Source organism: Aeromonas sp. s1(2024) (assembly GCF_040908005.1).
GTDB classification, from domain to species: domain Bacteria; phylum Pseudomonadota; class Gammaproteobacteria; order Enterobacterales; family Aeromonadaceae; genus Aeromonas; species Aeromonas caviae.
In genome coordinates this window covers 103,641-118,786 of the sequence record NZ_JBFOCW010000019.1, presented here as the reverse complement: position 1 = coordinate 118,786, position 15,146 = coordinate 103,641, and the positions used below count along the sequence as shown (strand labels likewise).

Here is a 15,146-nt window from a genome sequence, read left to right as displayed (position 1 = left end):
TTCGATTTTCAACCACATCGATTTCATGAATGCTACGGAGCTGAACGAGGTTGTTTGTTGTCCGTTCGACTACACGACAGTGATACGTCAATAACAAGATCGAAGGGAAAATCGTCATGCACAACACACTGTTTCGAACCGCCCTGCTGGCGGCGGCACTCGGCTCTTTCAGCCACACTGCCAGCGCCGAAGGAGTCATGGTTCACCTGTTCCAATGGAAGTTCAACGACATCGCCAACGAGTGCGAGACCGTGCTCGGGCCCAAGGGGTTCGGTGGCGTCCAGATCACCCCGCCCGCCGAGCACAAGCAGGGCAGCCAGGTCTGGTGGACCGTCTATCAACCGGTCAGCTTCAAGAATTTCAACAGCTTCGGTGGTAGCGAGGCAGAGCTCAGAAGCATGATCGCCCGCTGCAACGCGGCCGGGGTCAAGGTCTATGCCGACGCCGTCTTCAACCAGCTGGCATCGGGTTCGGGCACCGCCACCGGCGGCGGCAGCTACAACTCGGGGCAATACCAATATCCCCAGTTCGGCTACAACGACTTCCATCACAGCGGCGACATCACCAACTACGGCGACAGCAACAACGTCTGGAACGGCGCCCTCTACGGCATGCCGGACCTCAATACCGGCTCATCCTACGTCCAGGATCAGATCGCCACCTACATGAAGACCCTGCTCGGCTGGGGCGTGGCGGGCTTTCGCATCGATGCGGCCAAGCACATGGCGCCGGCCGATGTGAAGGCCATCCTCGACAAGGCAGGCAGCCCCAGAGCCTACCTGGAGGTGATCGGCGCAGGCGGGGAGTCCCCCGACATTCAGCCGGGCCGCTACACCTACATCGACACCGTCACCGACTTCAAATATGGCACCGATCTCGCCGCCAACTTCAACGGCCAGATCAAGAACCTCAAAACCCTGGGCGAGAGCTGGGGCCTGCTCCCCTCCAACAAGGCCTTCGTCTTCGTGGTCAACCACGACCGCGAACGCGGCCACGGCGGTGGCGGCATGCTCACCTTCATGAGCGGTGCCCGCTACGATCTGGCCAACACCTTCATGATGGCCTGGCCCTATGGCTGGAAGCAGGTAATGTCGGGCTATCGCTTCGAAAACATGGGCACCTATGAAACCGACAAGGGGGCGCCGGGCAGCACGCCCTGCACGGACAGCCAGTGGAACTGCGAACAGCGCCGACCGACCATCATGAACATGGCCCTGTTCCACAACCGGACCGAAGGCCAGCCCGTCAGCAACTGGTGGGACAACGGCAACAACCAGATAGCCTTCAGCCGCGGTGACAAGGGCTTCGTCGCCATCAACAACGAGAGCGGCAGCCTGGTGGCCTCGGTGCAGACCGGCCTGCCGGCCGGCGAGTACTGCAACCTCCTGGGGGGCAATGACTACTGCAGCGGCGGTTATGTCACCGTCGATGGTAGCGGCAAGGCCAGCCTGAACGTCCCCGGCATGAAGGCGGCCGCCATCATCGCCGGTTGCACCAAGGCCAGCCCCTGCGGCGGTTCCGTCCTGCCGGGCAACAAGTTCAGCAGCATGAACCTGCGCGGCACCCACAACGCCTGGGGCAACACCCCCATGACCGTCGATGCCAACCGTGTCTGGTCCGCCACCCTCACCCTGACCGGCACCGGTGACGCCACCGGTGCCCAGCGCTTCAAGTTCGACGTCTTCGGCAACTGGGCCGAGAACTACGGCGACAACGAAGGGGATGGCATCGCCGACAAGGGCAGCAGCAAGGATATCCTGGTCAGCGGGGCGGGCACCTACCGCATCACCCTGAGCGAGAGCGATCTGCGCTACACGGTCACCCCCCTCACCAGCAACCAGGCACCGGTCGCCGCCCTCTCTCCCAAAACCCTAAGCGTCAAGGCGGGGGAGAGCGTGGTGTTCGACGCCTCCGCTTCCAGCGATGATGGCGGCGTGGTGAGCTACAGCTGGTCCAGCGGGGGCACCGCCACCACGGAGACAGTCCGGTTCGATACCCCGGGTACCCATACCGTGACGGTCACCGTGACCGATGCGGAAGGGTTGACCGCCAGTGCCAGCGCCACCGTGACCGTCACCGACGACAACGGCACCTACGCCAGCGTACTGCCCACCCTGAACTTCCGCGGTACCCCCAATGCCTGGGGATCCCTTGCCATGACGCTGATCGCCGACAATCAGTGGGAAGCCCTTGTCACCTTCGACGGTCAGACTAACCAGCGCTTCAAGTTCGACGTCAAGGGGGACTGGACCCAGAACTACGGCGACACCAACAAGGACGGCGTGGCCGAACTGACCGGCAGTGACATCCTGACCTCGGTCACCGGCCAGTACCGGGTACGTTTCAACGATCAGACCCTGCAATACAGCCTGACTCCGGTGAGCGTCACCTATGCCAAGAATGTCGCCAGCCTCAACATTCGCGGCACCACCAACAACTGGGGCACCACCCCCATGTCCCTGGTCGGGGATCACCTCTGGCAGGCCAGCGTCACCTTCACCGGCAGCGGTGATGGGAACGGTGGCCAGCGCTTCAAGTTCGACGTCAAGGGGGACTGGACCCAGAACTACGGCGACACCAACAAGGATGGCGTGGCCGAGCTGGCCGGGGCAGACATCACCACGGCAGTGGTCGGTGCCTATGTGGTGCGCTTCAACGACCAGACCCTGGCCTACAGCCTGAGCGCCCAGTAAGGCTGGACACACGCCAGGGCGATTGCGCCCCGGCGCCGAGCCAGGCCTCCCGCCATCGGCGGGAGGCCTTTTTCATGGCTCCATGACCCGTTCCCCGCCAGCCTGTCGGCAGGCATACTGATCCTTCATCCCCATGCAGGAGCACATATGAAACAGTTGAACACCCTCAAGGCCGAGGGACGGATCGAGGAAGCCCGTCAGCACGGTCTGCTGCAACTCATCGCGCACCCGGCCCACGCCGAGCTGCATTACGAAGTGGCCGGACTGCACGACATGCTGGGGCGAGAGGCCGAGGCCATTCCGCTCTATCAGAAGGCCGTGTCGCTGGGGCTTGGCGAGGCGTCGCTGCGCGGGGCCCTGCTTGGACTTGGCAGCTCCTATCGCACCACGGGCCGTCATGCCGAGGCGCTGGCCACCTTTGACGAGGCCCTGGCCCGCTTCCCCGATGCCGTGGAGTTCAAGGTGTTTCGCGCCATGACCTGCTACAACCTAGGGCGCAGCAAGGAGGGGATGGAGACGCTGCTGGGGATCCTCGCGACCACCACCACGGATCCCGCCCTGCTTCCCTACCGGCGCGCCATGGCGCTCTATGCCGAGGATCTGGACAGACGCTGGTGAACGCCAGAAACGACAAAGCCGCTCAAAAGAGCGGCTTTTTCTGAAAATGGTGGCCCCTGGGGGACTTGAACCCACGACCAATCGATTATGAGTCGACTGCTCTGACCAACTGAGCTAAGGGGCCATTGATGCTGGTTAGCGGCGTGGATTATAGGGGATGGCGGATACCCCGTCCATAGTCAGATCAACCACTTGGCGAGATTTCATCCATATTCAAGCGGTTCCATGACCCCTCTTCACGCCCATGCCAGCACGGATAAAACAAAGCCCCGCATGGCGGGGCTTTTTGTTGCAATGTCAGGCTGACAGAACCCGGGACTACTCGTCCAGGAAGCTGCGCAGCACTTCCGAGCGGCTCGGATGGCGCAGTTTGCGCAGGGCCTTGGCTTCGATCTGACGGATACGCTCACGGGTGACGTCGAACTGCTTGCCCACTTCCTCGAGGGTGTGGTCGGTGTTCATGTCGATACCGAAGCGCATGCGCAGTACCTTGGCTTCCCGTGCGGTCAGCCCGGCCAGCACTTCGCGGGTCGCGTTGCGCAGGCTCTCGCTGGTGGCCGCATCCGCTGGCAGAGCCAGGGTGGTATCTTCGATGAAGTCGCCCAAGTGGGAGTCTTCGTCATCACCGATGGGCGTCTCCATGGAGATGGGCTCCTTGGCGATTTTCAGTACCTTGCGGATCTTGTCTTCCGGCATGCCCATGCGCATGGCCAGCTCTTCCGGGTTCGGTTCACGACCCATCTCCTGCAGCATCTGGCGGGAGATGCGGTTGAGCTTGTTGATGGTCTCGATCATGTGCACCGGGATACGGATAGTACGGGCCTGATCCGCGATGGAGCGGGTAATGGCCTGACGGATCCACCAGGTGGCATAGGTCGAGAACTTGTAGCCGCGACGATATTCGAACTTGTCGACCGCCTTCATCAGACCGATGTTGCCCTCCTGGATCAGATCCAGGAACTGCAGACCGCGGTTGGTGTACTTCTTGGCGATGGAGATAACCAGACGCAGGTTGGCCTCAACCATCTCTTTCTTCGCACGGCGGGCTTTGGCCTCACCAATGCTCATGCGGCGGTTGATATCCTTGATCTGGGCGATGGACAGACCGGTCTCTTCTTCGATCTGCTGCAGCTTGCCGATGGAACGCAGTACTTCTTCGTCCATCTCGAGCAGACGGGGAGACCACGCCTTGCCGGCCTGCTTCTGGTATTCGAACCAGGCAGTTTCGCACTCGTTGTTGGTGAAGGCCGCGACGAAGGTCTTCTTCGGCATCTTGGCCTGCTCAACGCAGAGCTTCATGATGATGCGTTCCTGCACGCGGACACGCTCCATCATCTCCCGCATATTGTTGACCAGGCGATCGAACTGCTTGGGCATCAGGCGGAATTGACGGAAGACATCGGCCAGCTGGGCGATGGCATTCTGGGTGTCGTCGTGGGCACGACCATTCTGCTGAATGGAGAGACGAGTCACCTCGTACTGGGCACGCAGTTCGCCGAATTTCTCGCGAGCGACTTCCGGATCCGGGCCACCGTCGCCGTCATCGTCGGAGTTGTCACCGTCTTCGTCTTCGTCCTCATCTTCGTCTTCGTCTTCGTCGGCGAGGTCGTCCTCGCTGAGCTCGGAGCCGATATGAGTGGCGGTCGGCGCCACGTCATCCACTTCGTTCGGATCGATGAAGCCGGAGATGATGTCGGACAGGCGAAGCTGCTCGGCTTCGTACTTGTCGTACTGTTCGAGCAGATAGGTGATGGCTTCAGGGTACTCGGCGACGGAGCTTTGTACCTGGTTGATACCGTCTTCGATCCGCTTGGCGATGTCGATCTCGCCTTCGCGGGTCAGCAGTTCGACGGTACCCATTTCCCGCATGTACATGCGGACGGGATCGGTCGTGCGACCAATCTCAGATTCAACAGATGCCAGAGCCTGGGCCGCTGCTTCGGCAGCGTCCTCATCGGCGGTACCACCTTCAGCCATTATAAGGTCATCGGCATCCGGAGCGTTTTCAACCACTTGAATGCCCATATCGTTGATCATCTGGATGATGTCTTCGATCTGGTCTGAATCGACAATGTCTTGCGGGAGGTGATCGTTCACCTCGGCATAGGTCAGGTAGCCCTGTTCTTTACCTTTGGCAACGAGGAGTTTAAGCTGAGACTGCGGGGTTTGCTCCATAGAACTCATCCGGTTGGTGTTGCTAGGTTGCGCGTACAGTGCGCTGCTGCGCAAATAGCCAATTCTAATAGAAAACCGCCAGACATGCTATGTCTGGTTGCGGCGTCGGTCATGAGAAACCCCTGCCCGCAGTGTTGTCGGGGCCAGGTGGTTATAAAGTGTTTGCTTTCAATCCCGTCGATTCGGGCAACGCTATTCATATTGGGACTGCTCACTCAAATATCAAGCCCCACTCTCATTTCTTTTCTCAATCTGCACCTCTCTGATCAGCATCATCAGCTCCTGAGTTTCTTCAGAGCTTAGCCCTTCCTGCGCCACCTTGGCCTGCAATTCTTCGATCCGTTGCTTCAGGAAAAGGTTGATGAAACCGACAAAGGTATCCTGCAATTCTCCCAGAATATCGGGCTCCTGGTCGAGCTTTACCTCTTCAAACAGGTCATGCATCGCCAGCTGGGCAAGTATTTCTCCCTCTTTTGTGCCGCGCCAATGCTCCAGCAGGATACCCGTTGTCACTCCCGGCTGGATCAGGATCTGCTGGTGCAGTTGCAGCAGGAAAGGGATCCCCTGCAGGCGCAGCCCGGCCAACTCGGGCATGGCCGGCAGCTCGGCGGTGATCGCCGGATACTGCACCATCAGGGCCAGAGCCCTGCGGATCGGCGTCAGTTTGGTCGCCTTGGGTTTGTTAACTTCCGCCTTGGGCTGGCTGTTGCGGGCAAACAGCTCGGCAATCCGCTGCTTGTTTTCTCCCCAGCGCATCATGCTGGAAAGTCGGGTAATCAACCCCTCGCGAGTGAAACCTTCCGGTACCCGACGAATCAGCTCGGCGGCCTTGTTGGCCACTTCAAACTTGCCTGCCTCACCGGAAAGAGCCGCATCGCGCCCGAGGCGTTCGAACATGAAATCCGCAAACGACTGGGCCTTGTCGAGCAGCGCTTCGAACCCCTCCTTGCCGATCTGGCGTACCAGCGAGTCGGGATCCTCGCCATCCGGCAAAAAGACGAACTTGAGTTCACGGCCGTCCTGCAGGTGGGAGAGCGCGTTATCGAGCGCCCGCCAGGCCGCTTCCCGACCGGCGTTGTCGCCGTCGTAGCAACAGACCACCTCTGCCGTGGTACGGAACAGGGTGTGGATGTGATCGCTGGTGGTCGCAGTCCCCAGTGCCGCCACCGCATAGTCGATGTCGTACTGGCCGAGCGCCACCACATCCATGTAGCCTTCCACCACAAGGATCCGGCGCGGATCCTTGTGTGCCTGCTTGACCTCATAAAGGCCGAACAGCTCTCGCCCCTTGTGGAAGATGGGGGTTTCGGGGGAGTTCAGGTACTTGGGCGTGCCATCCCCCAGCACTCGGCCACCGAAGCCGATGACCCGACCGCGTTTGTCCCGGATCGGAAACATGATGCGATCGCGGAAACGATCGTAGCTGCCCGGGCCGCTGTCACGGGGGATCAGCATACCGCCCGAAATCAGCAGTTGTTCGTGATCCCTACTGGCGCCAAAGCGGCGACGCACCTGATCCCAGTCCCCAGGGGCATAACCGATGTTGAAGCGCTTGACCACCTCGCCAGTCAGGCCCCGGCCTTTCAGATACTCCACCGCCTGAGGCGCGTTCTTGAGATTGCTCTCGTAGAAGCGCGCAATCTGGTTCATCAGCTCGAACAGATCCTTGCTGACGGCTGGTTGGCTATGGCTTGATCCACTCGCCGTTTGCTCACGGGGGACCTGCATACCGTGCAGGCTTGCCAGCTCTTCGATGGCATCGGGGAATTCCAGGCCGTCGTACTCCATGACAAAGCCGATGGCATTGCCGTGGGCACCACAACCGAAACAGTGATAGAACTGCTTCTCCTGGCTGACGGTAAAGGAGGGGCTTTTTTCGTTATGAAAAGGGCAGCAAGCCTGGTAGTTCTTACCGGCTTTCTTCAACCGCACACGGGAGTCGATCAACTCGACTATGTCCGTGCGTACGAGCAGATCATCGATAAAGGATTGCGGGATCCTGCCAGCCATAACCGTCCTGTTTCATTGCATAGGAAATAAAAAAGCCGCGCATTCCAGTGGGAAGCACGGCTTCTTCGACCAAACAAGAGAGTTGCCTGTTACGCCAAGCGGGTTTTCACCTGAGCACTGACGGCGCCGACATCGGCACGCCCCTGAATTTTTGGCTTCAAGACAGCCATGACTTTACCCATGTCAGCCATGACGGCAGCACCACTTTCAGTGATGGCTTGCTCGATCAGGGCGGCAATTTCGTCTGCGGTCAGCTGTTGTGGCAGGAACTCCTGCAGCACAACGATCTCGGCGGACTCTTTGTCGGCGAGATCCTGGCGACCGGCAGCTTCAAACTGGCTGATGGAATCGCGACGCTGTTTGACCATTTTGGTCACGACAGCGAGGATCTCTTCATCATTGAGCTCGACACGGGTATCGACTTCACGCTGCTTGATTTCTGCCATCAACAAGCGGATAGCACCCAACCGAGGCTTGTCTTTGGCAAGCATGGCGAGCTTTTGCTGATCCTTGAGTTGATCCTTCAGAGACACGGCATGATCCCTTGATTAGTACAGGCGGATACGACGTGCGTTTTCGCGGGACAGCTTCTTGGCGTGACGCTTGACAGCGGACGCTTTGGCGCGCTTGCGAATGGTAGTCGGCTTCTCGTAGAACTCACGGCTACGAACTTCGGACAGGATACCGGCCTTTTCGCAAGAACGCTTGAAGCGACGCAGAGCAACGTCAAACGGCTCATTTTCACGGACTTTGATTACTGGCATGTGCCTTTCACCTCAGTGATAAATTGTTAGCTGACCTTCAATCGATCAGCATGTCTTAAAATGGTGCGAAATTATACTCTGGACAGGGAATGAAAGTAAACCCGCAGAGATCGCTCTGGTTTAAAAAACCCGCGAAGGTTACCATAGCCGTCTCATTTTAGCAGTGAAATTTTTTAGCAATGCGTGTATTGGGCATAGAGACATCCTGTGACGAAACCGGGATCGCGATCTTCGATGATCAAAAAGGGATCCTTTCCCACCAGTTGTACAGCCAGGTCAAGCTGCATGCGGACTACGGCGGCGTCGTTCCCGAGCTCGCCAGCCGGGACCATGTACGCAAGACGATCCCCTTGATCCAGGCCGCCTTGAAAGAGGCCGGACTTGGCAAGGATGACATCGATGGCATCGCCTATACCGCGGGGCCAGGTCTGGTTGGCGCCATCCTGGTCGGGGCGACCATAGGCCGCTCGCTGGCCATGGCCTGGGACAAGCCGGCCATCGCCGTACACCACATGGAAGGTCACCTGCTGGCCCCCATGCTGGAAGAGAAGGCCCCCGAGTTCCCCTTCGTGGCGCTCTTGGTTTCCGGCGGGCACTCCATGCTGGTTCGGGTCGATGGCATCGGCAGCTACCAGTTGCTGGGCGAATCGATCGACGATGCCGCCGGTGAGGCGTTCGACAAGACCGCCAAGCTGATGGGTCTGGACTACCCCGGTGGTCCGCTGCTCTCCCGGCTGGCAGAAAAGGGCACCACTGGACGCTTTACCTTCCCGCGTCCCATGACCGACCGTCCCGGGCTCGACATGAGCTTCTCCGGCCTCAAGACCTTTGCCGCCAATACCATAGCAGCCAATGGCGACGACGAGCAGACCCGTGCCGACATCGCCCGGGCGTTTGAGGATGCAGTGGTCGACACCCTGGCCATCAAGTGCCGTCGTGCCCTGAAAGAGACCGGTCTCAATCGTCTGGTCGTGGCAGGCGGCGTCAGCGCCAACCGTCATCTGCGCGCCCAGCTGGCCGAGCTGATGGAGAGCCTCAAAGGTGAAGTCTTCTACCCGCGCACCGAATACTGCACCGACAACGGCGCCATGATCGCCTATGCAGGCATGCAACGCCTTAAGGCGGGAGTCTTCGAACCCCTGGTCGTCAAGGCCGTGCCGCGCTGGCCGCTGGATACCCTGGATCCGGTGTGATCCTGACGATCCACGACAAAAAGAAAGGGGCCTGCGGCCCCTTTTTCATCTTGATGACGGTATTCATACCCGTTTAGTTGGTGCGGAACAACGCTTCGATGGAGAGTCCCTGCCCCAGCAGGATCTCCCGCAAGCGGCGCAACCCTTCTACCTGGATCTGACGCACCCGCTCGCGGGTCAGACCAATCTCGGCGCCCACGTCTTCCAAGGTGGCCGGTTCATAGCCGAGCAGACCGAAACGGCGGGCCAGCACTTCGCGCTGCTTGGGATTCAGCTCCTCCAGCCAATGCACTATGCTGCTGCGCATGTCATCTTCCTGGGACTCCAGCTCGGGCCCCATGCCGCGCTCGTCGGAAAGTACATCCAGCAGCGCCTTGTCGCGATCGCCACCAATGGGAGTATCCACCGAGGTGATCTTCTCGTTGAGCTTGAGCATGCGATTCACATCGTCCACAGAGCGATCCAGTGCAGAGGCGATATCCTCGGCGGTCGGCTCATGGTCGAGACGATGGGAAAGCTCGCGCGCAGTGCGCAGATAGACGTTCAGCTCCTTGACCACATGGATGGGCAGACGAATGGTCCGGGTCTGGTTCATGATGGCCCGCTCTATGGTCTGGCGGATCCACCAGGTGGCATAGGTAGAGAAACGGAAGCCTCGCTCGGGGTCAAACTTCTCGACCGCGCGAATAAGACCGAGGTTGCCCTCTTCGATGAGATCCAGCAGCACCAGGCCGCGGTTGTTGTAGCGCCGGGCAATCTTGACCACCAGGCGCAGGTTGGATTCAATCATGCGCTTGCGCGCCGCTTTGTCGCCACGCAGAGCACGGCGGGCGTAGTAGACTTCCTCTTCGGCCGTGAGCAAGGGGGAGAAACCTATCTCCCCCAGATAGAGCTGGGTGGCGTCCATTACCTTGTTCAGCTCGGGCGCCATCAGTTCATCGGAAATGGTTTCTTCGGCTTCGGCCGCCACTTCCTGAACCTCTTCTTCCTCCTGAACCTCCAGCTCCTCGTCGAACTCTAACTCTGCATCCTGCATTACCAGTTGTTCTTGGCTCATGATATCTCTCCCTGACCTACACCAGAGTAAGACTCAGCTCTCTGAGTTAACGCTTTGGCAAATAGCCCATCGGGTTGATCGACTTGCCTTTGTACCGGATTTCAAAGTGCAAGCGCACATCCGGCGCATCCGTGCTACCCATATTGGCGATAACCGCTCCGCCCTTCACGGTGTCTCCCTCCTTGACCCTCAACTCATCGTTGTGAGCGTAGGCGGAGAGGTAGTCATCGTTGTGCTTGAGAATTATCAGCTTGCCATAACCTCGCAGTGCACTGCCCGCATAGACCACTTTGCCGCTGCTCGCAGCGTAAATGGGTTGGCCCTTCTGGCCGGAAATGTCGATGCCCTTGTTGCCTTGTTCCGCAACGGAGAAGCCTTCAACGATCCGCCCTTTGGTCGGCCAATGCCAGGAGAGTGTTGACGAGGAACTGACGGTTTTTTGTTCTTTCGCCTGAGCGTATGCTGTTGACGAGGCAGGAGCAATCGTTTTCTGAGCAATAAATGGTGTGGTCGTACCTGCCGGAGCCGTGGCCAGGGGTTTGGGCCCCGTGCTGGTCACAACCGGTGTGGTTGCTGCCACCATCTGACCACCCGAGGAACCCGCTCCCCCCACATTGAGCACCTGGCCCACGTGCAATGCATAAGGAGCCTGGAGGTTGTTGCGCTGGGCCAACGCCTGGTTGGAAAGACCGAACTGGCGACCGATGCTGCTCAATGTATCGCCACGGCGCACCTCGTAACTGCCAGACCCCGTCACGCTGCCACGACTGACAGGGCTGCCGACGGTTGCCACCGCCATAGGGGCGGAAGCGCCATCGAGCCTGAGCTGCTGGCCGGGATAAATGTTATAGGGGGGAGTGATGCCATTGATGCTGATAAGCGAAGCCACATCCATGCCAGAACGAAATGCAATGGAATAGAGAGTGTCTCCTTTGACCACGGTGTACCCGTTGCCTGCAATGCCGGGCTTGGTCATACCTTGACGCACGGGGATGGTCGAAGCGACCTGATCATTGCCCAGGCTGTGCACCGGAGCCGCAGTCTTGCTGGAGGAACAGGCAAGCAGCAGCCATGACAACACGACGACACCGCTACCTTGCCAAACACGCGAACACATAGTGGATCCTTAACGACTAAACCAGAAATAGGCCGCAACGGCCAAACCAATACAGAGCCAGCCCAGCACATCCACATAGTGCATCAGCTTGCGCTCCATCTTCTCGCCGCCCCAGCGCATCAGACCTGCAACCAGGAAGAAGCGCATGCCACGACCGATCAGCGAGGTCAGGATGAAAGGCAACAGTGCCATGTGGAGCAAGCCAGCCGTGACGGTAAACACCTTGTAGGGGATCGGCGTGAAGCTGGCAATAAAAATAACCCAGATGCCCCACTGCGCGAACCACTGCTCGGCCAGGGCAATCTTGTCCTCATAGCCAACCGAGGTCACCAGCGGCTGCACCACTGGCTCCCACAGGGCATAGCCGAGCAGATAACCAAACAGGGCGCCCAGCACCGAAAAGAGAGTGGCCAGCGCGGCATAGTGCCAGGCGCGATGAGGTTTGCCGAGCGCCATGGGTGCCAGCATCACATCCACCGGGATGGGCCAGAAGATGGATTCAATAAAGGCGGTGATGGCCAGATACCAGGGGGCATACTTGTGGCGTGCCCACTGCATCACCAGAACATAAAGGCGGGAAAACAACTTCACTCGACATCTCCGTCAATCAGGGGAACGAAACGTACCGGCTCCAGGATCCGGCTGGTGAGCTGGGAGCCCGATCGCTCGATGAGCTGCAGGGTCTGCTGACCATCACCCACCGGCAACACCAGACGACCACCGTCAGCCAGCTGATCGGTCAGGGCCTTGGGGACCTCACTGGCCGCCGCAGTCACCAGAATGGCGTCGAAAGGGCCCTTGTTGGGCCAACCTAGCCACCCATTGCCGTGCTTGGCCGACACATTGTGCAGATCGAGCTGGCGCAATCTACGCCGGGCCTGAAACTGCAGCGACTTGATCCGCTCCATGGTGTAGACATGCTCCACCAAGTGGGCCAGTACCGCCGTCTGGTAGCCCGATCCCGTCCCGATCTCCAGCACATGGGCTGGATCGTTCTGGATCAGCAGCTCGGTCATGCGCGCCACGATGTAAGGCTGGGAGATGGTCTGCCCATGGCCGATAGGCAGGGCCGTATTGTCCCAGGCCTTGTGGGCCATGGCCTCATCCACGAACAGCTGGCGCGGCACCTTCGCAATCGCCGCCAATACGCGGAAATCGCGGACATCCTGGGCAATCAGTTGATTCAACAGGCGCTGTACTATCACAACGTCATCCCTGCAGATCCAGCCACGCGCCCAGGGTCGACAGACTGCCGTAGGCCGTCATGTCGATGGTCAGGGGAGTGATGGAGACATAACCCTGCTCGATGGCGGCAAAGTCCGTTCCCTCTCCCGCATCCTGCTGGTTGCCGGGGGGGCCAATCCAGTAGACGGGCTGACCACGGGGATCCTCGGTGCGGATCACCGACTCCGCCCGGTGGCGATTGCCAAGACGAGTCACCCTGATCCCCTTGATCTGCTCGAGCGGCAGGTCCGGCACATTCACGTTGAGGATCTGATCCGCAGGCAACGGATGCACCATCAGCCCCCGCACCAGCTGGGCGGCGTAGTGGGCCGCACTGGCGAAATGAGTCTTGCCCACCAGCGAAACGGCGATGGAGGGGAAACCAAGATGACGCCCTTCCGTCGCGGCCGCCACCGTCCCCGAGTAGATGACGTCATCCCCCAGGTTGGCCCCGTGATTGATACCGGCCACCACCATGTCGGGCTCAGGGCGCAACAGTTCGTTGACCGCCAGATGAACGCAGTCGGTCGGCGTCCCCTTGACCGCATAACTCTTGATGCCGTGAAAACTGGACGCATCGAGGCGGGTGACCCGCAGCGGTACTTCCAGCGTCAGGGAGTGGCTGGCACCGCTGCGGTTGCGATCCGGTGCCACCACCACGACCTCGCCACAGGCACGCAACGCCTCGCTGAGGGCGCGAATGCCCTCGGCGTGTACCCCATCGTCATTACTGACCAGAATTCGCATCGGTTGAGTTCCTGAAACCGTGATCGGCCTCTTCGGCCAGCATTAACTCTCGTACCACGCTGGTGGCAAAGGCACCGGCAGGCAGGAAGAACGACAGGGTCAGCACCTCGCCCTCCCGTTGCCAGCTCATCTGCTCCGGCTTGAGCAGCAGCGGACGCCTGTCCTGATCCAGCCCGGCTTTCTCCAGTCCTTCGCACCAGTCACCATAAGGAGCCAGCACTTCTTGCTCGAACTCGGCAGCCGCGCCCTGGCTCGCCAGACGGCCACGGCCCCACTGGGGAGCGGTCAGCTGCACGTCTCCGGAGGCAAGGCGTGCCTCCAGCTCGGGAGTCACGCTCTCTTCGCTGAAGATGGAGTGGCTGCCCTTGAGCATCACGCAGTCGCCTGCCAGCAGCTGATGGGCCAGTCCCTGCTCGATGCGGGCGCTGACGATGGCATTGAACAGCATGCTGCGGGCGGCGGACAGATAGAGGGAGCGCTTGTTGCGATCCTTGATCCGTTTGCCGGCGAACATCGCCTTGGCGGCCTCCAGGTTGTTGCCACCTCGGCCGAAACGCTGCTCGCCGTAGTAGTTGGGCACCCCCTGGGTTGCTATCGCCTGCAAACGGGATTCCAGCCCGTCGGCCTGCTCCAGCCCGGTGAGACGCAGGGTGAAGTGGTTGCCCTTGAGATAGCCGACCCGCAGCTTCTTGTTGTGGCGCTTCACCTCAAGGATCCGGATGTTGTCGTTCTCGATGACCGAGAGATCCGGCTCGCCCTTGCCCGGCAGATGGATGCCGAACCACTGTTCGGTCACCGCATGGCGATCTTTCAGACCAGCCCAGGTCACTGCATTGCGGGCAACCCCGGCCGCATCGGCCAGCAGGCCAGCCACCCAGGCGGTATTCTCGCCAGTTTTGCGTACCCGGACGAAGATGTGTTCCCCCTCGCCGCAAGGTGCAAACCCGAGATCTTCATTGACCACGAAGTCGGCGGCCTCGGCCTTGAGGATGCCGCGAGCAGTGGGCGTCCCGTGCAGATAGGCAAGTTGTTCAAGCATCATTGTTTCACCAGCAAGACGACGGCTTCGGTGGCGATCCCTTCCTTGCGCCCCGTGAATCCGAGTTGTTCGGTGGTGGTCGCCTTGACGTTCACCCGGTTCAAATCACATTGCAGATCCGCGGCCAGCACGGCGCACATGGCGTCGATATGGGGGGCCATCTTGGGGGCCTGGGCGATGATGGTCACATCCAGGTTGCCGATGGCATAACCTGCGCGCTGCACGCGGGCAAAGACATCCCGCAGCAGGATGCGGCTGTCGATGCCCTTGAATTCGGCTGAGGTATCGGGAAAGTGGCGGCCGATGTCACCGGCGCCGATGGCCCCCAGCAGGGCATCGCTCACCGCATGCAACACCACGTCGCCATCGGAGTGGGCCAGCAGGCCCTGTTCATAGGGCACCGCCACCCCGCCCAGCATGCAGGGGCCGACCCCGCCAAACTTGTGAACATCAAAACCATGTCCGATCCGCATCATGCCTGCGCCCTCCTCAATACACGGAAATCTGTC

The 15,146-nt window shown here is 60.0% G+C and carries 14 protein-coding genes and 1 tRNA gene; 3 read left to right on the top strand and 12 right to left on the bottom strand.

All coding sequences use genetic code 11. The features are described 5' to 3' along the window. Positions 1-116 precede the first annotated feature (116 nt). Positions 117-2,693, top strand: coding sequence for an alpha amylase C-terminal domain-containing protein (locus AB5Y70_RS05585; RefSeq protein WP_049636099.1), 2,577 nt, complete (start codon positions 117-119; stop codon positions 2,691-2,693). 147 nt (positions 2,694-2,840) lie between these two features. Further along, entirely contained in the window at positions 2,841-3,311 is a 471-nt protein-coding gene (locus AB5Y70_RS05580) for a tetratricopeptide repeat protein (protein WP_049636100.1), read from the top strand. Between the two features lie 47 nt (positions 3,312-3,358). Here AB5Y70_RS05580 and AB5Y70_RS05575 read toward each other — a convergent pair. From AB5Y70_RS05575 to rpsU, 5 genes are all read right to left on the bottom strand, one after another. Then, positions 3,359-3,435, bottom strand: a tRNA-Ile gene (locus AB5Y70_RS05575). A 194-nt stretch (positions 3,436-3,629) separates the two neighbouring features. Next, complete coding sequence (gene rpoD, locus AB5Y70_RS05570) at positions 3,630-5,525, bottom strand: RNA polymerase sigma factor RpoD (protein WP_263639565.1); 1,896 nt, start codon at positions 5,523-5,525, stop codon at positions 3,630-3,632. Between the two features lie 183 nt (positions 5,526-5,708). Then, entirely contained in the window at positions 5,709-7,496 is a 1,788-nt protein-coding gene (gene dnaG, locus AB5Y70_RS05565; RefSeq protein WP_049636101.1) for a DNA primase, read from the bottom strand. A gap of 89 nt (positions 7,497-7,585) precedes the next feature. After that, complete coding sequence (locus AB5Y70_RS05560; RefSeq protein WP_010675618.1) at positions 7,586-8,029, bottom strand: GatB/YqeY domain-containing protein; 444 nt, start codon at positions 8,027-8,029, stop codon at positions 7,586-7,588. A gap of 15 nt (positions 8,030-8,044) precedes the next feature. Beyond that, the gene (rpsU, locus tag AB5Y70_RS05555; protein WP_005309452.1) at positions 8,045-8,260 is read right to left on the bottom strand and encodes a 30S ribosomal protein S21; all 216 of its coding nucleotides are present in this window, start codon (positions 8,258-8,260) and stop codon (positions 8,045-8,047) included. Positions 8,261-8,439: 179 nt separating this feature from the next. Between rpsU and tsaD the strand changes: the two genes are divergently transcribed. Then, entirely contained in the window at positions 8,440-9,453 is a 1,014-nt protein-coding gene (tsaD, locus tag AB5Y70_RS05550) for a tRNA (adenosine(37)-N6)-threonylcarbamoyltransferase complex transferase subunit TsaD (protein ID WP_041213897.1), read from the top strand. 73 nt (positions 9,454-9,526) lie between these two features. Here tsaD and rpoS read toward each other — a convergent pair whose 3' ends face one another. The 7 genes from rpoS to ispF are packed head-to-tail and all read right to left on the bottom strand — an operon-like array spanning position 9,527 to position 15,113. After that, entirely contained in the window at positions 9,527-10,510 is a 984-nt protein-coding gene (gene rpoS / locus AB5Y70_RS05545) for an RNA polymerase sigma factor RpoS (protein ID WP_010675620.1), read from the bottom strand. 46 nt (positions 10,511-10,556) lie between these two features. Continuing rightward, positions 10,557-11,591, bottom strand: coding sequence for a LysM peptidoglycan-binding domain-containing protein (locus tag AB5Y70_RS05540; protein ID WP_223930489.1), 1,035 nt, complete (start codon positions 11,589-11,591; stop codon positions 10,557-10,559). A 45-nt stretch (positions 11,592-11,636) separates the two neighbouring features. After that, positions 11,637-12,218, bottom strand: coding sequence for a YqaA family protein (locus tag AB5Y70_RS05535; RefSeq protein ID WP_010675622.1), 582 nt, complete (start codon positions 12,216-12,218; stop codon positions 11,637-11,639). Further along, positions 12,215-12,832, bottom strand: a complete 618-nt coding sequence (locus AB5Y70_RS05530) for a protein-L-isoaspartate(D-aspartate) O-methyltransferase (protein ID WP_010675623.1) — start codon at positions 12,830-12,832, stop codon at positions 12,215-12,217. Before AB5Y70_RS05530 ends, AB5Y70_RS05535 begins: the two co-directional genes overlap by 4 nt. Before the next feature lie 4 nt (positions 12,833-12,836). Further along, entirely contained in the window at positions 12,837-13,598 is a 762-nt protein-coding gene (gene surE, locus AB5Y70_RS05525) for a 5'/3'-nucleotidase SurE (RefSeq protein WP_041211067.1), read from the bottom strand. Next, entirely contained in the window at positions 13,579-14,637 is a 1,059-nt protein-coding gene (gene truD / locus AB5Y70_RS05520; RefSeq protein WP_043154863.1) for a tRNA pseudouridine(13) synthase TruD, read from the bottom strand. Before truD ends, surE begins: the two co-directional genes overlap by 20 nt. After that, positions 14,637-15,113, bottom strand: coding sequence for a 2-C-methyl-D-erythritol 2,4-cyclodiphosphate synthase (gene ispF / locus AB5Y70_RS05515; RefSeq protein WP_043154801.1), 477 nt, complete (start codon positions 15,111-15,113; stop codon positions 14,637-14,639). Before ispF ends, truD begins: the two co-directional genes overlap by 1 nt. Positions 15,114-15,146: the final 33 nt, after the last annotated feature.